At 34.1% G+C, this 19,143-nt stretch carries 21 protein-coding genes; 5 read left to right on the plus strand and 16 right to left on the minus strand.

Features of this window, described 5'->3' with window-relative positions:
- Positions 1–80 precede the first annotated feature (80 nt).
- The 3 genes from sodA to ACIY19_RS07215 all read right to left on the minus strand — a co-directional run bounded on the left by sodA (position 81) and on the right by ACIY19_RS07215 (position 2,761).
- Positions 81–686, minus strand: a complete 606-nt coding sequence (gene sodA, locus ACIY19_RS07205) for a superoxide dismutase SodA (protein ID WP_409003066.1) — start codon at positions 684–686, stop codon at positions 81–83.
- Positions 687–755: 69 nt separating this feature from the next.
- Positions 756–1,793, minus strand: coding sequence for a DNA polymerase III subunit delta (gene holA, locus ACIY19_RS07210; protein ID WP_409003067.1), 1,038 nt, complete (start codon positions 1,791–1,793; stop codon positions 756–758).
- A gap of 32 nt (positions 1,794–1,825) precedes the next feature.
- The gene (locus ACIY19_RS07215) at positions 1,826–2,761 is read right to left on the minus strand and encodes a dihydroorotate oxidase (RefSeq protein WP_409003068.1); all 936 of its coding nucleotides are present in this window, start codon (positions 2,759–2,761) and stop codon (positions 1,826–1,828) included.
- A gap of 205 nt (positions 2,762–2,966) precedes the next feature.
- On the opposite strand from ACIY19_RS07215, the gene gdhA reads away from it, so the two are divergent.
- Positions 2,967–4,313, plus strand: a complete 1,347-nt coding sequence (gdhA, locus tag ACIY19_RS07220; RefSeq protein WP_000199520.1) for an NADP-specific glutamate dehydrogenase — start codon at positions 2,967–2,969, stop codon at positions 4,311–4,313.
- A gap of 31 nt (positions 4,314–4,344) precedes the next feature.
- The gene (locus ACIY19_RS07225; protein WP_049505679.1) at positions 4,345–4,830 is read left to right on the plus strand and encodes a GNAT family N-acetyltransferase; all 486 of its coding nucleotides are present in this window, start codon (positions 4,345–4,347) and stop codon (positions 4,828–4,830) included.
- A gap of 101 nt (positions 4,831–4,931) precedes the next feature.
- Here ACIY19_RS07225 and ACIY19_RS07230 read toward each other — a convergent pair whose 3' ends face one another.
- From ACIY19_RS07230 to ACIY19_RS07245, 4 genes are all read right to left on the minus strand, one after another.
- Positions 4,932–5,300 (minus strand): EXLDI protein, encoded by a 369-nt coding sequence (locus ACIY19_RS07230; protein WP_000559015.1) that lies wholly within the window; start codon positions 5,298–5,300, stop codon positions 4,932–4,934.
- Positions 5,301–5,362: 62 nt separating this feature from the next.
- Positions 5,363–6,265 carry a DUF2268 domain-containing protein gene (locus ACIY19_RS07235; RefSeq protein WP_049505680.1) on the minus strand — a complete coding sequence of 301 codons (903 nt, stop codon included), beginning with the start codon at positions 6,263–6,265 and terminating at the stop codon, positions 5,363–5,365.
- 478 nt (positions 6,266–6,743) lie between these two features.
- The gene (locus ACIY19_RS07240; RefSeq protein WP_076984612.1) at positions 6,744–7,931 is read right to left on the minus strand and encodes a site-specific integrase; all 1,188 of its coding nucleotides are present in this window, start codon (positions 7,929–7,931) and stop codon (positions 6,744–6,746) included.
- Complete coding sequence (locus ACIY19_RS07245; RefSeq protein ID WP_000450956.1) at positions 7,903–8,172, minus strand: DUF3173 family protein; 270 nt, start codon at positions 8,170–8,172, stop codon at positions 7,903–7,905. Before ACIY19_RS07245 ends, ACIY19_RS07240 begins: the two co-directional genes overlap by 29 nt.
- Before the next feature lie 42 nt (positions 8,173–8,214).
- On the opposite strand from ACIY19_RS07245, the gene ACIY19_RS07250 reads away from it, so the two are divergent.
- Positions 8,215–8,394: a hypothetical protein gene (locus tag ACIY19_RS07250; RefSeq protein ID WP_076984613.1), complete on the plus strand. Its 180-nt coding sequence runs from the start codon at positions 8,215–8,217 to the stop codon at positions 8,392–8,394.
- 84 nt (positions 8,395–8,478) lie between these two features.
- Here the strand turns inward: ACIY19_RS07250 and ACIY19_RS07255 are convergent, their stop codons facing one another.
- The 9 genes from ACIY19_RS07255 to ACIY19_RS07295 all read right to left on the minus strand — a co-directional run bounded on the left by ACIY19_RS07255 (position 8,479) and on the right by ACIY19_RS07295 (position 16,902).
- A complete protein-coding gene (locus ACIY19_RS07255) occupies positions 8,479–8,700 on the minus strand; it encodes a helix-turn-helix domain-containing protein (RefSeq protein ID WP_076984614.1) in 222 nt (73 codons plus the stop codon).
- A gap of 1,603 nt (positions 8,701–10,303) precedes the next feature.
- Positions 10,304–12,046, minus strand: a complete 1,743-nt coding sequence (locus ACIY19_RS07260; protein WP_076984615.1) for an ABC transporter ATP-binding protein — start codon at positions 12,044–12,046, stop codon at positions 10,304–10,306.
- The gene (locus ACIY19_RS07265) at positions 12,039–12,728 is read right to left on the minus strand and encodes a hypothetical protein (protein ID WP_076984616.1); all 690 of its coding nucleotides are present in this window, start codon (positions 12,726–12,728) and stop codon (positions 12,039–12,041) included. Before ACIY19_RS07265 ends, ACIY19_RS07260 begins: the two co-directional genes overlap by 8 nt.
- Positions 12,721–13,521 carry a hypothetical protein gene (locus ACIY19_RS07270; protein WP_409003069.1) on the minus strand — a complete coding sequence of 267 codons (801 nt, stop codon included), beginning with the start codon at positions 13,519–13,521 and terminating at the stop codon, positions 12,721–12,723. Before ACIY19_RS07270 ends, ACIY19_RS07265 begins: the two co-directional genes overlap by 8 nt.
- A 16-nt stretch (positions 13,522–13,537) precedes the next feature.
- The gene (locus ACIY19_RS07275; protein WP_049544696.1) at positions 13,538–14,236 is read right to left on the minus strand and encodes an ABC transporter ATP-binding protein; all 699 of its coding nucleotides are present in this window, start codon (positions 14,234–14,236) and stop codon (positions 13,538–13,540) included.
- Positions 14,233–14,655 (minus strand): lasso peptide biosynthesis B2 protein, encoded by a 423-nt coding sequence (locus ACIY19_RS07280; protein WP_049544695.1) that lies wholly within the window; start codon positions 14,653–14,655, stop codon positions 14,233–14,235. Before ACIY19_RS07280 ends, ACIY19_RS07275 begins: the two co-directional genes overlap by 4 nt.
- Positions 14,652–14,918, minus strand: coding sequence for a PqqD family protein (locus tag ACIY19_RS07285; RefSeq protein WP_138027081.1), 267 nt, complete (start codon positions 14,916–14,918; stop codon positions 14,652–14,654). Before ACIY19_RS07285 ends, ACIY19_RS07280 begins: the two co-directional genes overlap by 4 nt.
- Positions 14,908–16,671 (minus strand): asparagine synthase C-terminal domain-containing protein, encoded by a 1,764-nt coding sequence (locus tag ACIY19_RS07290; protein ID WP_261041933.1) that lies wholly within the window; start codon positions 16,669–16,671, stop codon positions 14,908–14,910. The genes ACIY19_RS07285 and ACIY19_RS07290 overlap by 11 nt, the downstream gene beginning before the upstream one ends.
- Positions 16,672–16,749: 78 nt before the next feature.
- Positions 16,750–16,902 carry a lasso RiPP family leader peptide-containing protein gene (locus tag ACIY19_RS07295; RefSeq protein WP_142358205.1) on the minus strand — a complete coding sequence of 51 codons (153 nt, stop codon included), beginning with the start codon at positions 16,900–16,902 and terminating at the stop codon, positions 16,750–16,752.
- Between the two features lie 489 nt (positions 16,903–17,391).
- Here ACIY19_RS07295 and ACIY19_RS07300 point away from each other — a divergent pair, with 489 nt between their 5' ends.
- Positions 17,392–18,063, plus strand: a complete 672-nt coding sequence (locus ACIY19_RS07300) for a response regulator transcription factor (protein ID WP_049544692.1) — start codon at positions 17,392–17,394, stop codon at positions 18,061–18,063.
- Entirely contained in the window at positions 18,048–19,124 is a 1,077-nt protein-coding gene (locus tag ACIY19_RS07305) for a sensor histidine kinase (protein WP_409003070.1), read from the plus strand. Before ACIY19_RS07300 ends, ACIY19_RS07305 begins: the two co-directional genes overlap by 16 nt.
- Positions 19,125–19,143: the final 19 nt, after the last annotated feature.

The raw sequence follows: 19,143 nt of genomic DNA on the forward strand, positions 1-19,143 counted from the left end.
ATGGGACTTTTTTTCTACAACAAAATAGGCTCCATAATATCTATAAGGGATTTACCCACTACAAATATTATAGAGCCTTTTTATTTTGCTTCTGCGTAAAGCTCATCTACTTTGTTCCAGTTGATAACTGAGAAGAAAGCTTTGATGTAGTCAGGACGCACGTTGCGGTATTTCACGTAGTAAGCATGTTCCCAAACGTCCAAGCCCAAGATTGGTTTTTTACCTTCTGAGATTGGGGTGTCTTGGTTTGCTGTTGAAGTCACTTCAAGCTTTCCTTCTTTGTTGACAACCAACCAAGCCCATCCAGAACCAAAGCGAGTTGTAGCTGCTGCTGTAAAGGCTGCTTGGAACTCTTCAAATGAACCAAATGTTGCATCGATTGCTGCTACAAGTTCTGCTGAAGGAGCTGTTTTCTCAGGAGTCATCAATTCCCAGAAAAGAGCGTGGTTCAAGTGTCCACCACCATTGTTGATAAGTGCTTGACGGATATCAGCAGGGATAGATTCAACATCTGCAAGCAAGGCTTCAAGGTCTTCCCCAATTTCAGGGTGTTTTTCAAGAGCTGCATTTGCGTTGTTTACGTATGTTTGGTGGTGTTTGTCATGGTGCAAGTGCATTGTTTCTGCATCGATGTATGGTTCCAAAGCGTCGTATGCGTATGGAAGGTCTGGTAAGATAATAGCCATCTGTAATACCTCTTTTTCTTTCTATATGAAAATGATAACGCAATCATCCTCTTTTTTCAAGTTTTTTGCTCAATTTGCCTCTGCCGCGATCTGCAAAAGTGCCTTTTCAAACAGGTACCCTTTTTCATAGACACCTGTCTTAATCTGGTAGTCCGCTTCAATTAAATAAGAAATCGCTCGCTTGAGAAAGGCCAAGGAAATCCCTCTCGAATCTCTCAGTGCAAACTTGATTTGATAAGGATTAGGGTTGCGCCCCAAGTAAGTTCCCAGACTGGTTGCAATCTGCGACTCCGTCTGACCAGCCTCTGATAAAATCTTCACTTGGATAAAGGTTCGAAACTGTCCTAACATGACAGCTATGAGCTTGATTTCATCCTCCCCTTGCAAGGTCAAGTCTCTAACCAGGTCACGGGCCTGATCAATTTTCTTAGCTAAAATAAACTGAGTCAAATCAAAAATATTGTCCTGCAGAGTCTTTGGAATAGCCTCGACAATATCCTTCTCCTCAATCACGCCGTCTGACTTATAAGACTGTAAAAAGAGGAGATTTTTCTGGATTTCGCTAAATTGAAAACCAGATTTGAGAAGTAGATTTTCAAAGGATTGCCCCACAAACTGCAGACCTTGTGTCTGACTCCATTTTTGGAAATACTGGCGGAGTTCTTGTTCCTTGGGTTCAATAGCATCAAATACAGTCGCATCTCGTTTGAGCAATTTGACCAGCCGTCTTTTACTATCTAACTTTCCTTCTGCAAAAATCAACAACTTTGTTGTTGGCGAAGGGTTATCAAGGTATGCCTCAAACGACTTGAGCTCATCATCTGCTAAAAAGCGTTTCTTGGCTGTTGTGATATCGACAAAATGGTCTAATATCACGATTTTCTCATCCGCAAAGAAAGGGAGACTGACCAGCTCCAACTCTAAGTCTTTATAAGCTACTTCTTTCATATCAAAGTAAGCAAAATTGAGATCAGCTGGATCATAACCAATCTGTTTCAACACTTGACTCTTCATAACTTCAAACTGACCCTGGTCTGTCCCAGTAAATAGATTCAAGCTAGATAAATTTGATAGAGATACCTTTTGACTCTCTTCTATGGCTAGCATCTTCTCTCCTTTCTTCTGATTTTTTATTAAACTTAATCAATATAGCGCAATTTCCCACGGAAATCTTCTAGGTTCTCGTACCCTTTTTCCGCCATAATAGCTTTCAGTTCATTGGTAATGCGTTCAAAAGCACTGATACCTTCTTTGTGAAGAGTGGTCCCTACTTGCACCATACTCGCACCGCAGAGGATATGTTCAAAGGCATCACGACCCGTAAGAACGCCACCCGTTCCGATGATTTGGATTTGGGGATTTAAACGTTGGTAAAAGGCGTGCACATTGGCTAGAGCAGTCGGTTTGATATACTCTCCACCAATGCCACCAAAACCATTTTTAGGACGAATAACGACCGACTCGTCTTCTATATATAGGCCGTTCCCGATAGAGTTAACACAGTTAACAAACTTGAGTGGATACTTATTGAAAATAGCAGCCGCTTGGTCAAAGTGAACAATATCAAAATATGGTGGTAATTTAATTCCAAGAGGTTTGGTAAAGTAGGCAAATACTTCTGCCAAGATACGGTCTGTTGTCTCAAAATCATAAGCAATCTGAGGTTTTCCTGGAACATTTGGACAAGAAAGATTAAGCTCTGTCAGTCCTTTGAATTCACTATCTTGGACTTTTTTCAAGATGGTATGCGTTTCCTCTGGAGACATGCCGACTAGGGAAAGGAAGAAAGTACGGTTCGGCTCTTTTTCCTGCAAGTCCAAAAGATAGTCCAAATAATAGTCTAAACCATTATTTGGTAAGCCCATGGAGTTGATAGAACCAAGTGGAACATCCTGATAACGTGGCTCAGGATTGCCCTGACGAAAGTCCAAGGTCGCTGTCTTCGTGACAAAAGTACCCGCTGCTGAGTTTTTGACCCCTTCAAGCTCTTCTATCGTCATACAAGCCACACCTGCTGCATTCATCAAGCAATTGTCAAACTCAAAGCCAGCTATTTGTGTTTTCGTTGATACCATGATTCTGATCCTCCAGATTCCTTTTATTTCTAATATTATACCATACTTTAAGATTTTCTCTTTGAGAAACTAATTTCTATATAAAACGTTCGGTTTTGTAAATTGAAAGAATTTTTAGAAAATTTCTGTTTTTTTCTTTACACTCAAAAAAAATTCTGCTATAATGGCTCATGTAATAAAATATAACAACAAAAAGGAGAACGATATGACATCTGCTAAAGACTATATCCAAAGCGTGTTTGCAACTGTGAAAGCTCGTAACGGGCATGAGGCTGAATTTCTCCAGGCGGTTGAAGAATTCTTCAGCACTTTGGAACCTGTATTTGAAAAACACCCTGAGTATATCGAAGAAAACATCTTGGCACGCATCACTGAGCCTGAGCGCGTGATTTCTTTCCGTGTTCCTTGGGTTGACCGTGAAGGTAAAGTCCAAGTCAACCGTGGTTACCGTGTTCAATTCAACTCAGCTGTTGGACCATATAAAGGCGGACTTCGTTTCCACCCAACTGTAAACCAAGGGATCTTGAAATTCCTTGGCTTCGAACAAATCTTTAAAAACGTCTTAACTGGACTTCCAATCGGTGGAGGTAAAGGGGGATCAGACTTCGATCCTAAAGGTAAGACTGACGCTGAAGTGATGCGCTTCTGCCAAAGCTTCATGACTGAATTGCAAAAATATATCGGACCATCTCTTGACGTACCTGCTGGTGATATCGGTGTTGGTGGACGTGAAATTGGTTACCTTTACGGACAATACAAACGTCTTAACCAATTTGATGCGGGTGTCTTGACTGGTAAACCTCTTGGATTTGGTGGTAGCTTGATTCGTCCAGAAGCAACTGGTTATGGTTTGGTTTACTACACTGAAGAAATGCTCAAAGCTAATGGTAACAGTTTTGCTGGTAAGAAAGTGGTTATTTCAGGTTCTGGTAACGTAGCTCAATATGCTCTTCAAAAAGCGACTGAACTCGGCGCTACTGTTATCTCTGTATCTGACTCAAACGGTTATGTCATCGACGAAAATGGTATTGACTTCGATCTTTTGGTTGATGTTAAAGAAAAACGCCGTGCTCGTTTGACTGAGTATGCAGCTGAGAAAGCAACTGCTACTTACCATGAAGGTTCTGTATGGACTTACGCTGGTAACTACGACATCGCTCTTCCATGTGCGACTCAAAACGAAATCAACGGTGAAGCAGCTAAACGTTTGGTTGCTCAAGGCGTTATCTGTGTATCTGAAGGTGCTAACATGCCTAGTGACCTTGATGCGATTAAAGTCTACAAAGAAAACGGAATCCTTTACGGACCTGCCAAAGCTGCCAACGCTGGTGGTGTAGCTGTATCAGCGCTTGAAATGAGCCAAAACAGCCTTCGCCTTTCATGGACCCGTGAAGAAGTTGATGGACGCCTCAAAGACATCATGACAAACATCTTCAATACAGCTAAAACAACTGCTGAAACATACGGTCTTGGTACTGACTACCTTGCAGGAGCAAATATCGCTGCCTTCGAAAACGTAGCAAACGCTATGATTGCACAAGGTATTGTTTAATTAGTCGATACATCCTATCGGAGGACAAATGATGAACTTACGGCCAATGGAAGTAAGAGATAATCCAGCTGTAGCACAACTCATTCGAGCTAGTCTTGAAGAATTCGGGCTTGACAAACCTGGAACTGTCTACTTTGATTCTCATCTAGATCATTTGGCCGACTACTATCAACAGCAAGAGAGGTCAGCTTACTTTATTCTGGAAGATGAAGGTCAGCTGGTTGGCTGTGGTGGCTTTGCACCTGTGTCTGATAAGATTGCTGAATTACAAAAACTGTATGTCACTAAAAATAGCCGTGGCAAAGGTTATTCTAGCAGGTTGATAAAGCGGATATTCCAGGAAGCCCGTCTAGCTGGTTATGAACAGCTTTATCTAGAAACCTCTACTGAACTGGCTACGGCTGTCGCCATCTATCAACACTATGGTTTCACATCACTGCAACAACCACTTGCTAACGCCGCCGGCCACCCAGCTATGAATATCTGGATGATAAAATCTCTCTTATCAGATGAATAGATGGCAGTATACTAATGTAGCCAATGCTATGATAGTAAAGGTATTGTTTAAGCACTATCACACTAGAAGAAATCCGACTGCTTATAAAAGCGGCCGGATTTTTATATATCTAATTTTTCAAAAAATTTGCCTGTTAACTGCTTTTCTTTTAGCTTCTCAAGCAGCTCATTTTCCAGAAAAGGACTTAGTTCGTCAAAATCTTGACAAACCTTAAAAACAGTCTCTCTGTCCAACTGACCATAAGCTAATTCGTAATAGTCCTTATTATGCTGCCAGTTCTGGTCATAGTTGACATCTGTCCGTTGATAGTAAACGATGTTTTGCTTCGGAGTCAGGTAAAGCTTCTGTGTTAGAATGCTTTTCTGATCTTTAGATAACTTGCTACGGCTAAAAATTTTAACACCTTGAAAAATCTTGCGCTCATGAATTCCTTGATCTGTCACCTTCAATTCAATTCTTTTATAGTGCATACTATCACCTCCTGAAATCACCTACATTATATCATGTTCTGGCAAATTTTCAAACAAAAGTGTCATTTCCAAAAGTCTTCAGTCGCCTCTAAAATCTCTTCTGTTGGTGTTACTGTGGCCTCAATAATGCTCTTGCTTGTTCTTTTCAGATAAGCTTGTATAAGATGATAGCCATAAGCATAGCCCGCAGCATAAGGCATACCAACCGGTATCTGACCTTGAATCTCTGCAATTTCATCACCGTAGAGATAAGGAGCCATTTCCGCCATCCCTGTTAGCTGAAGCTGACTTGAGATGATGGGCTTAATCTCCTCTAATTGCTCTGGACTGGTTGAAGTAACCCAGGGTCCAATGAGCTCCTTGCCATAGAGCTCAGCAGCAAAAGACTCTGCCAATCCTTCACTAACTACCCAGTCTGCTAGTGTCGTCTGCTGATTCCATTTGATAAATTGGAAGCGGACATTGTGATTGCACTCGTGAGCCAATGCCGCTTGAATACGTGGCAAAGTATAGTCATTAGGCAGTATGCTTAACATGAGATAACCTGGGATTCCACCATCTCCGCTGTAACCCTTATGGAGCTGTAACATGGCCTTTTCAGGGTTGCCCAATAAAATAGTAAAATGGTAATCCTCAACCTCTAAATCATAGCCAGCTTGCTTAAAAAGACCGATACTCCTCTTGATGGTTTCCTGGCAGTCCTGCCAGAGTTGATCAGAGCTCAGAGCGTTGATAGCTGGTCTATCCTCTTCCGAGAGAGTTGCGGGCAACTGATTCATAAATCCAAGTAAAAATAGAGCATCAAATCCTCCAGGATACTTCGCTTTCAGAGGAATGTGTTGAGTTTGGTATTTGGAAGCAAAAGGTGCTAAAATCTTAGCTCGAAAGAGACCTTCTCTCTTTTCTAAAGGAAGCTCGAGCATCTCCTGATAAACTTTATCTGAACGAATCGTATTGATTTGCATAATAAACTCCTTTCTTATCTACTATTAGTATAATCCCTTCCCTAAGGTCAGGGTCAAGAAGAAAATTGAAATATCTATTAAAATTTCATTGAAATTACCTCAAACCGTTCGAAAATTACCTTCAATAAAGTTCTTTAATACTGAGATTATAATATCCGGAGTATCAATAAATTAAAAACTTACTTTTCTACTGTTCATAGGAATGATGATAGCAGAAAAAAATAAATCCTGAAGGGTAAAAACTTGTATCATTTTTTATGGAAAACCTATTATTCAAAACTTGTTTGTCTCCTAGATATACTATATAATTAGTTTGCCCCATTTGTTCCCCATGAAAGATAAAAAGAAAAACCGCTACTCCTAAGAATAGCGGTTTTATATGTTTTTTTAAGCTACTAATGTAGTTGCTCTATTATTTAAGAGTAACAATTTGCAAATCCTATTTTCTCCCAGCATTAGTGGGTTAATTCCTCAATTTTCAACTCTGGCAGGAATTTGGTAGGTAAATTGATAATCCAAGATTATCTAAACTGTTTGTAATCTCTTCTGAAATTGTTGAATCACCTGAATAATACCAATGACTATATGTATTCAACGTGGTCGACTTATCAGCGTGTCCTAATCGATATGAAACATATAAAGTATCCTTATGTAACACATTTATAAGATAAGATGCATGACTATGTCTTAATCCTTTCCCCGTAATTTCTGGTACACCAGTAATCTTAGCATGCCTTTTTATTATCCTAGAAATTGTAGACTTACACAAGGGGGCACCAAAACGTGATATTACATAATCTTTATCATCATTCTTGATTTGAACTTCTCGCCATTTTTTAAGTATTGTAATCGTAAAATCATCTAAATCAATTTTACGATTTCCTGCTACTGTCTTTGTTTGTTGTTTAGCATACCATACACCGTTTTTGTCTTTCTCAATTGTCGAATGAACATGAATCCATTTACGTTCAAAATCAATATCTTCCCATTTAAGAGCAATACCCTCACTAACTCTTAAGCCAGTCATAAAATATAACCAGATCGTCATGTAATTATGGAGTCCCTCATACTCACTAATATCAAAAGAGTTTATTACCTTCGTAAATTCATCAAATGTCCAAAATTTTGTATCAGGGTGCTTTCCTCTAGGATTATCTAATCCTTTAAAAGGAACTCTATCAATATAACCCAATCTTTCTGCATAGCCCAGACATGCTTTAAATCTAGACCACATATTTTTAGCATAGTTACTAGAATACTTGTCTATAATAGCTAAGCGAAATCTTTCACAGTCAATAGTACTAATATCTGATAATTTTTTACTACCAAATTGCTTAATAAATAACTGATGATGTGGTAAAGCAGTCTGATAAGTTACAAATTGAACTTTTTGTTGATAATATTTTAAATAAATCTCTTCCATAAACTCTCTAAAAGTTAGAAAACTATTATTAATAGTAGAGTTCACAAATTCATGTTTTAAACGAAGTATCTCTTCATATGCTTCCTTAAAAGAATTAAACGGTAGTCCCTGTTGATTTTTCCTTCCTTTCTTTTGAATTCTTTTCCCAGTTATTGGATCAACTCCTAATTCAATTTGAAAATAAATTTTTCCTTTTGAATCTTTGTATACACCTTTATATTTCTTTGTCTTTGATATAACCATTTTTCTCACCTTCTATATCTGAAAAAGAAATACCAATTAAATTTTCTACAATATTTTTAGGAGCAATGCCTAACCTTTTATTATCGAAAGGTGAACATCCTAATTGTACCGCATTCTTATCATTTTTTCTAGCTTCTTCAAACTTTTTTACAGCAATCTTTTTTGCTTGTCTAATAATATTTCTAGATGTGTGCTCTGGAAAACCAATCGCAACTAAATCTTTATAGTTTACTGTTTCCATGATTTTACTACTTCCTTTCTTAGATTTTTTCACCTCCATGGCATGACTGATGAAGTCATCATAAGAATTTCACTTGCTGCTCTTTTACGGTGGCAGCCTGAACGGTCAGAAGTATCATTGTATATCATTTGTATCTTGGCATATAAAGTATCGCTCTATTTTATTGATGGTTTTAAAATCGCTCTTATCATGGCGAGCCATTCAAATCTGCTCCACAAATGAGGAAAGTACCATTTTGGACTATTCAATTGTCAAAGAACAAATAAAAAAATCTCCTCATTTTCACACTCTATGCAATTGAGGAGATTATTTTCTAAAGCGAATTTTATCAGGAAAATCTGTCAATCCCAATAGGTAGTCTGAACTGACATCGTAAAAGTTTGAGAGAGTGACCAATACATCTGCTGTTAACGTATGCTCACCCCGTTCAATTTTAGCATAAGCTGAGTTTGTAAACGAAAGTATTTCAGCTATTTGTTTTTGGGTCAAGTCGTGATCTTCCCTCAAATCTCTCAAACGTCTGTACATCTAGCTTTCTCCTGAGAAAAGTATAATATATAAAACTAAGAAATCTTTCAAAGTGTCCAAATTGGACATTTTGAACTAAAATTAATTTATTAAACACTTCTCATAAGCATATCTATTAACCGACTGAGAGCAAAGATTTTATCAACTATTTAAAATTACTGACATTCAAAATTTAGTCTTATTGTAAAATAAAGTAAAACACAAAAGACATGTTTATCTGATATATTATAGTCTCAAAAATATTTCAAAATTATAGGAAATTGTTCACAAATCAGTCACTCAATCACTTCTCTGAAGCTGAACAATACAAAATTTTAGTTTTATTTAAACAAAGGAAAAAGCTGCTTAGACTGCTCGTAATTAGGATAGAAACCGTTCTATTTTTACTTGTAAAACTAATAGAAATTTTGTAACACAGGCGAAACAAATCAATGGATAGAAGATCTACTGATAACAGTATTATGCAAATCCAATCTAGAATTTTCATTATCATTCTATAGAAGCTAGCTATTACTTATAACTAAATAAGATTTAGCCTGACTTTCTGACAGAGTTCACTGAAGTGATGAAAGAAAAAACAAGGGGACATAGTATGAAAACTTTCGTCCACACTTATAAATTCCAACCTTTTGATTATGTGACTATTAGTTAGCATATTTCGGGAGTATAAAAATTTAAGGATTGAAAATTGCATACTATATTTTACTACTGATTATTCCAGAACTTTCCCTCCTGATAACATGTTACTCTAAGTTGCTCTCAGTGGGAATGATTGGTATTATCACTCATGGGAGTTTCACCCACTATCTTTTTACGATGGCGGCCTGAACGGTCAGAAGTATCATTATTTGTGTCATGGCAGATAGGTTAGCATACTATTTTTGAATAAATGATTCTCGCTCATTTCCTAGCACATTACATTCTATTGCTCAACAAATAAAGTCCCACCTAAGATTATTCAATTATCAATGAACAAATCAGGAGGGACCATTTTTTATTTTTCAGGTAATAAGGATAATATACCAGCCCTAATATATACTTTATAGAGGGAAGAGAGCATTATTAAATAGTCAATAGGTATCTAGCGTTCGTTGACCACCCTCAATCTTAGAGTATGAAATTGACTCCAGAACAAGTACTGTGCAATATACTCTTGCGTAAATCAAATCTCTGACGCGCCTATACACTCGTTCACTTCTAAGAAAATTATAGTTAAGATCTGAACGAGACTTGTATTTTATGCCAAATTGACATAAAAATATTTAAAAACACACTTATAAATTAAATAAATATATTATTAACTATTGTTAATGATTAATAGTGTAAAATATAAAAACGAACAAGATTAATTTTCTAATAAGGTACATTCTTAATCCGTTCGTTTTCTATTTAATAGTTTTTACTATCTTAAATGCCGATTGTTGATTTATATATCATTTTAGGTACTGCTATCTTTTTCATATATAAAATATGTCGAAAATATTGATTCACCCTATTGATTTTTATCGTTGATCAAGGCCCATTGATTTTTGAGTTTTTCTTAAATCCTAATTGGTTTACTGAAAAAATCGTCTAAACCTTAATTCTATTAATTTGCTGACTTTCACGCTCCTTTATTAATAAACTGAGTTTCAACCAATTCTTTATAGAGTTTATTCCTTGATAATAGTTCTTGATGAGTACCGAAGTCATGTACTTCTCCTTCTCTTATTAAATAAATTGAATCAGCGTTTTGAATCGTAGATAATCTATGAGCAATTATTAAAACAGTCTTCTTACTAGATAAATCTTTAATTACTTGTTGTATTTTTGACTCGTTTATACTATCTAAATTCGATGTACTCTCATCCAATAATATTATGTCATTCGGAGAAATTAAAGCCCTAGCTAACGATAACCTTTGTTGTTCACCACCACTCAAAGTGAGTCCAGACTCCCCTATTACCCTATCTAGTATTTCTTCCTCAGGAATATCCTGAAAAAGATTAACTAAATTAAGTGCATACAAGCAGTCAAATCTTGAAACATTCTTATTAGCAATTTGTAGATTCTCTAGTACTGTTCCAGAAAAGATTGAAGCATTTTGTTCCACAAAGGTTATCTTTGAACGAAGAACTTTAATTGGCAAATCATAAATATTATTTCCATACAATTCTATTGACCCATTATCTGAATCATAAAATCTTTCAATAAGTTCAAATATTGTTGTTTTTCCTGAACCAGATGGTCCAACTAATGCTGTCACTCCCGGACCATTAACTGAAATATTAATCTTGTTTAGAATATTTTTATCAGAATTGCCATTATATTTAAAGGTTAAATTTTTAATTTGCAAAACTAGATTCGTTTTTTTATCAAGAACATTTAAAGAATTTACATCATCTTCTATCGGAAGTTCCAATGCAAGTTTAATCCTAGAATAAGCTCCTAACCCCTCATTTATTGATGACAATACTCCTCCTAGCATTGCAGCTGGAGTCAGTACTAGCATTACATACATTATAAAGGCACTTAGATTTCCAATAGATATAATCCCTGTAGCAACTCTAATTGAACCAATTCCAATAATTATTATTAGCATTATTTGTAGTGCTATATTGGAAAAGCCACTTATAATCGATTTAAAAATAGCTACTTTTTTACCAATTTTTGTCGCATTAGTTACAACACTACTCATTCTTTCAATAAAAACAACTTCTGATAAAAATGCTCGAATAGTCCTAATCCCCCGCAAAGTTCGTTCTAACTCAGAGGATAACTCTCCAACTATTTCTTGTAAATCCTTTGCAATCGGTCTAGTTTTTTTTCCAAGCAATAAGCCACAAATTAAAAGAGAGAGTACGGCTAACAAAGATACACCAAATAATTGAATATCAAGATAAAACATCATAATTAATGCAAATATCATTGTAAATGTTTGTGATATCAATTCTACTATTCCTTGGCTCAAAATCCCCCTTAGCTGGGCTGTATCCGCACTCAAGATTGATGCCAAATCCCCAATCTTTTTAGTATCAAATACTTCAATCTTATATTTTATTGATCGATTTACAATTTGAATTCGTAAACTACTCACTAAATTTTCACTAATACTCTCCAATATATACTGCTTAATTGAGTTAAGGATTGCAGATAACAATACTATTATGGAGAAAAATATTACAGTTTGTCCTAAAATGTTATCGTTAATATTGTCAATAATTTTTGAAAGAAGTATTGGTTGAAAAATTGATAATGTTGACGAAATCAGTGCAATAATCAAAGCAATACTTATAGCTATTTTATAAGGTTTTAGTAATGTTAAAAATTCCCCGAACGTGACTTCTGAATGTTTTTGACTATTCATTTTTCAACCTCTTTTTGACTTTCAAATAAATTAATAGGAGTAAAATCAAATTCCACAATAACAATATGATATGACTATCAGATACTGCTGATATTTTAAAACTTTCAGAAATAGTTTCATAATAAATGAATGGTAATACTCCAGGAAATACACGCTCAATATAGGGTATAACTAATATTGGAAATAGTAGCAAAGTAGCTATCGCTGTCATCGAACTCTTAAAAAATAAAGTTAAATAATATGCAATGAAGAAACACAAAACGCTACTGAATAGATAAGAAAAAAACTGTATTATGCTAACTTCTTTAATACTTCCTTTAAAAATGAAGAAGATTGCGATAACTAAGAATGATAGAATGGCTTGTAATACACAATCTATCAATTCAACAATAATGATTTTTTGTGTACTGCTTTTTTTGTTTCCGGTTAATAAATAGACTATTTTAGATTCTGGATTCTCGACTTCTATAGATCCATTTATCAGTCCACCAATCATAAATAAATAAGATGTAATTGCCAAAATTTGATTAATTGATAACACAATATAACTTCCATTGATTTCAAATGTTATCAAACTAAGAATACATGTAAATAGAATAAGCAATAAATGACTTAAAATTTGTATTTTCACTGCATTCAAACTATATTTTTTATAAATAAGAGCATATACTATTTCATCCATATTTCTTGTCCTTCTGATTTTTATACCAACCTTTAATATACATCAAAATAGTTACTATTGATGCTTGAGATAATAATAATAATAAACCATACATTTCCGAAGGATTGTTATTTTCTACTCTTCCAAATACAAATGACTTTGCACCTATTAGGGGTAATAAATTTTCAAGTGTCGGAGAAACGACTTTCAATATGCCTGATAAAGTTATAATAAGAATACTTACAATAACAATGACTGATGGAATAGGCTTTCTTGTTATTTTTACTAGAAACATTGAAAGCAATGTCAATGTTATGGCAAAGATAATGATTCTTAACGTCACTTCTAAAACAAGACCTAGGCTAAGATAATTTTGCAATGTTTCATCTAACATCACATAGAGCATTGCACTATTTATTAGGGATAGAGCAACTGTCAACGTACTGGCTACAATAATTCCAGAACAAATCTGACCTGTTAAAATCGTCTGCCATTTTGGTGTTAATAATTTAGTTAATGATTCCTGACCAAATTTGTACTCCGTAGATAGAATCAGTGCAAATAAGATTGGAAAAAATAGAATACTAGATTGATAAGGGGAAGACAATACAGCATCTCTTACTGTTTGAAACTCCGTTAATTGACTAGTCGTATCTTCAAGCATAAGAATCTCTGTATTACCATTTGCTATCGCATTAATGACTTGAATATTTTGAAAGGTATAGAATATAGTGATTCCAATCACAATTGCTACACCCCTCCAAAAAAGTGGCAATGATAATATTTTGTATAGTTCACTACGAGTATTTTTCATAAATCATTACCCCCATCTAACTTGTAACAGACTTAAAATATGCTTCCTCAAAAGAGCCATATTCTTCAAGAACATCTTTACTGCTACCATCAATGACTACCTTACCATTAGATAATCCTACAATTTTATCAACCGTAAGTTCTAACTCATTCATATAGTGGCTTGTGATTAAAACTATTTTATCGTCTCTTACAAATTCTCTTAGAAACTCTCTAACCCATCTAATTCCATCTGGATCAAGTCCATTAATTGGTTCATCCAAAATAAGTATTTTAGGATTCGCTAAAATAGCCGTAGCCAGCCCCAGCCTTTGCTTCATTCCAAGTGAGTAGTCTTTTATCTTTTTATTGCCAACATCCTGAAGACCAACTATTTTTAAACATTCTAAACATCTCTGCTTGTCTATACCACTCGTTAAAGCAATCCACCTCAAGTGATTATAGGCCGTCCTTGTTGGATTGGGTTGAAAACTATCTAGAAATGCTCCTACATATCTGAAGGGGTATTCCCCCAATTCTTCATAATTTTTTCCATCAAAAGTCGCTCTGCCTTCATCTGACGAAATCAAGCCAAGCAATATTTTTATTAAAGTTGATTTACCAGACCCATTTGGCCCAATTAATGCCGTTATTTCTCCCTTTTTTGCTGTAAACGAAACTTCTGAAAGAACACTCTTACTGCTAAAACCTTTGCTAATTTTCTCAATTTGTATCATTTATCTTTTCCACCTTTTACAAATATAATTTTTTGAAATTTAGATAAATCGATTTCTTCACCAATGGGTTTCCCATCAATTTCAACCCATGCATGGGCTATAAATGGTGATACCTGAAATCCCGAAATCCAATCAGGAGTTCGCCTAGCTATTATTCCCCACAGCATAACTGCTACGGATCTTTGTAGACAACCATTCCCTGCACATCTAACATTAATTGAATTTATATATGTACGCCATTGTTCTACTTCCGCTGGAGTAGCACTTTGAGTCCTTTTACTTAATTTCTCAATAATTTTAGATAGTTTCTTAGGAGGTAATCTAATTAAAAAAAACGATACATTGGCACAAAAAAATGCTGTAATTTTATTTTTAAATGATAATTTCGTTCTCTTTTCCATTCTAACTGGCGAGCTCATTTAGCCACCTCCAAAATCTGTAATTTCTGAAGTTTCTCTAATATCTCTTTATAATCTTCCATAACTTGCGATAATTTAACGGAGTAACTGATAGAAATATTTTTACAAAATTCTTCAAATGAAACACCTTCAATTAACAGACCTAAAAAATTCGTAGTTAATTGATCAAGATGGTAATACTGTCCATCATTAGAATTTAAAACTATACTACCACCATCATCTGTCTTACTAATATTAAGATTTGACGATAACTTATATTTCATATATACCACCACTTTCACAATAACCTCTCAGCCAGTATTCAATGATTTGAATCCTCATAATGTTTTCTAACTGTTCTCCATCAGCACTAAATTTATTTAGCGATTGTAATAACTTTCTCTTGTCTACCAACCCTAACTTATAAATCAAACATTCTTCAGAAAAGATTTTTTGTAACATATTCTTACGATTATTGTATTCAGTAAAGGTTGATTTGGTGTACTCCCCTTTATCTCTTCGCTTAAAGTATTCAAGTGACATAGATTCTGAACGTATCTCAGCTAACATAGGTTTAGTTACTTTTGCATTAAATCTTTCATCTATATTATATTGTAATGCTGACTCCACGATGTCATATGCTGTATACGGGCTAAGAAATCTAAATGACTTATCATTCGGCACCATTGCATTCAAATCTCTCTGTAAAAGACTATGAGCTTCAACTTCTTCAAGAATTCTATGAATAGATTTATCATCAGAATATGGTTCAATATTTTGTTCAGCATATGAACTTGCACAACTTGTAATTAGATCTCTTGCTGTTTGGGTTACAAAATTTGCAACTGATGGTTTTGGAACCCATTGAGAACTATACTTTATATCAAAATCAATCTGTTCGATTTCTCGACATTCTAAACATCTCAAATTATCAGATAAACTTTCATTATCAACCAATGACTTAAAAAATTTAAAAAGATTGAACTTATTTAATCTTGCAAATCCATATAAATTTTTTATGCGATTCGGGTAATTAGAATGATACAAGGACCAAGCCATAGTAGATAGGGGACCAAATAGCTCATCACCACCATGACCATTTATATGCATACCAATATCGTTTTTTAGCCCAATTTCTATAATTTTCCTAGCTAGACTTATATAGCGAAACGATTCTGACGGACCAAATGGGAGTGCTTTATATATATCTAAAGGATTTAAAGAGTTTAGAGTAATTGTGCTACTATACGGTAAAACCGTATGCTCTGCCGAAACCTCCTTACTTGCTCGTTCTGACCATATAGCATCACTATCAGCGCCATCCTCTGGAGATAGAAAAATTGTATTCAACTCTACTCCTAAATCCTTACAAAAATAGCAAAGAGAAGTAGAATCTAAGCCACCTGATAAATCTGCACTTATTCTGATTTGTTTTCCCAAATTTTTCTGTAATACATCCTTTACATTTTGACGTAATTCTACTGCTACTTCAGAGATCCTTTTATTACCACCGTTACTTCTAAAAGGAAATACCTGACTAATCTGACCTTCTAAAACTACAAGCATTTTTCGACTATTTAGAAGTTTTATATTCTCCCATGGAGTTAACTCACTAAATGGATATATAGTCTCAAAGTTTACGATACGTAAGGCAAAATAAGTTTTATTTAATTTTTGCTTTGTAAGATTAGAAATTAATTCAGGATGGAATGAAACAAATAATTCATCATTTCTTTCTAGATAATATATTGGATTACAATTATTAAAGTCCCCACTGGCTATAAGGTGATTCTCTTTTGTAACTGCTATAAAAGATGTATGTTTTTTTAATTTACTGAGATTATTCTCAATCATTTCAAAGTTCAAATCTTCTCTTGCTAAAAAATTACTAATTTCCTCAGAATCATTGTGATGTTTAACTACCATTAATAAATTATCAGCAGTATATACATTAACTTTATTTAAATTAATCAGTTCGTCTACCAACATATCAGCAGTAATAACTTGATTTTTTTCTACAATAATATTAACTTTCATAACGATTTATGTTTTATACCAATGATATAAACAATAAGCGGAGTTGCTCACCCTCCGCTCATTATCTATATTTTTCGATTACAACCATGGCCAGTGAATAACAATCAACGCACGAAAGCCAAGTAAATCACGTTCACGTGCAGTGCCTGCACCATTTGTCAAAGTTCGATAGCTACCGATTTTTGTAATAGTTGGTTTTTGGTACATAACATTCTCCTTCCTATTATTCATATTACCCTACAGCAATTTCAATCGAGTAACAACTATGTTTACCTGCTAAATCCTGAGCAAATTGATTTAACTTACCACATATATTACTGATTTGGAGTTTTGAACTACTCTCAGAAAAACATGCTATAGAATAATTCCTAATCCCTAATAGTAACTATTAGGGTAGATGATAACTTATCATCTACATTTCATATTCTACAAAACAAATATCAGAAAAATATCAGAATTTCTGATTTCTAGGTAATTTTTTTGATTCCAGATTATCGTATTGTCATATACTATAGTAGATTGAAGTTAGAATAGTACGCCGCAACTGCTAAAACATTTCTAGAAATGAATTTGACTTTCTTAATAGATTTGTTCATATCTTATTTTAATCTAATATAATTTCCATAAGAAGTCTGTATTATTTAGATTATTATTATTCTATATCATTACTTGAGGGTAAACATGGTATAATTAGAATATATTTTAAAAGGAGAGACAATTATGAAATATAAAGTCCTAGTCATAGATGATGATATTGCCATTTTAAGACTTATTCAAAATGTTCTAGAGAATAAAAACTTTGTCGTCGATACGCGGACTGCTATTCCAGAAATTGATATCTGTCATTTTATCGGCTATGATTTAATTATTTTAGATATTATGATGCCCCACGATGGAATTGAAATCTGTAAGTATATCCGAGAATTTATTTCTGTTCCAATCATATTTTTAACAGCCAAAAATTTAGAAGAGGATATTGTATATGGTATACAGTCCGGTGCAGATGACTATATTACAAAACCATTTAGCATACCTGAACTAGTAGCTAGAGTACAGATGCATATCCGTCGAGAAGTGCGCAATAATCATTCTAGTGAGATTCTACAATTTGGACCTCTGGCAATTGATAAAACTAAAGAAGAACTTAGAATTTCAGATATACATATTCCAACTACAAAAAGAGAATTCCAATTAATTTTGTTGCTTTCCAGCAATCCAAATAGAATATTTTCAAATGACGAACTCTTTGATTATCTTTACCCTCATGATTCTGAAACACTGGGAAGGTCTATTACAGAGTATGTATACCAAATCAGGCAAAAATTAAAACCTTATGAAATTAATCCAATTAAAACAATCTGGGGAGGTGGTTATCAGTGGATAACGCTCTGACTTTTAACCAACTGATTAAACAAACATATTTTAAGATTTTAAGACAATTTCTTATTAGTCTTTTTCTATTTTATTTGCTACCATTGTTATTTACTGCTTTTACTAATATTACTGAAAAAAATGCAGGTGCATTTTCTATCTATTTCAGCACGATTTCTTGGATTTATATTAGTCTAATTTTATTTTCTATTATTGCTAAAAATATTAGCAACCTTCTAGAAAAGATAAAGCAAGAAACAAATATTGTTTATAATCAAAGTCTATTGGTTGATATAAATGAACAAGCCCCAGCTAAATTAACTTTGATTGAACTGATTGAAACAAGACAAAAAATTCAGGAAATGCAGTCAACGATTAAAAAAATGATTCAATCTGAAAAACAGCAAAAAAAAGAATTGATGTTTCAAGTCTCAGCTGCAGCACATGATTTGAAGACACCTTTAACAATTATTCAAGGAAATGCTCAATTTTTACAATCTATGGATATTACTGGAAATATTGGTCAATGTTTAGGAGATATCGAAATTGCTAGCCAACAGCTTAATAGATACTTTAATCAGCTAATTAATTACTCTAAAACATTCTATAATGATAGTTCTAATTGGGAGAGTTTCTCTTCGGATTACTTACTTGAATTATTTGAACAAGAAATTAAGTTAATTACTGATAAAAAGGCTAAAATCCAATTTTCAAATAATCTACCAATCACTATTAATTTAACACTTAATTTAAACCTATTCCTACGAGCAATCCTAAATATTATTAATAATGCAATTGACCATTCCAAAAGTAATTCTCCATTAATAAGAGTAGACTATAAGTTAATAGATAATAAATTTTATATTTCCATATGGAATAGCGATTCTTCATTTTCTGAGAATATACTCGAGAAATATGGGTTACTATACTATCAAGACAAACAGGCAACAAATTCAGAGCAAGGAAGTCATTTCGGAATTGGATTAGCATTTGTTAATCGGGTAGCGAAAATTCATGGCGGAGAAGTAAATTTGAGTAATTTTGAGAACGGTGCTCTTGTCACTATTTGTATACCAGTCTAGTCTTTAGTTATCAAATATT

Source organism: Streptococcus sp. ST14 (assembly GCF_046098195.1).
Lineage (GTDB): Bacteria > Bacillota > Bacilli > Lactobacillales > Streptococcaceae > Streptococcus.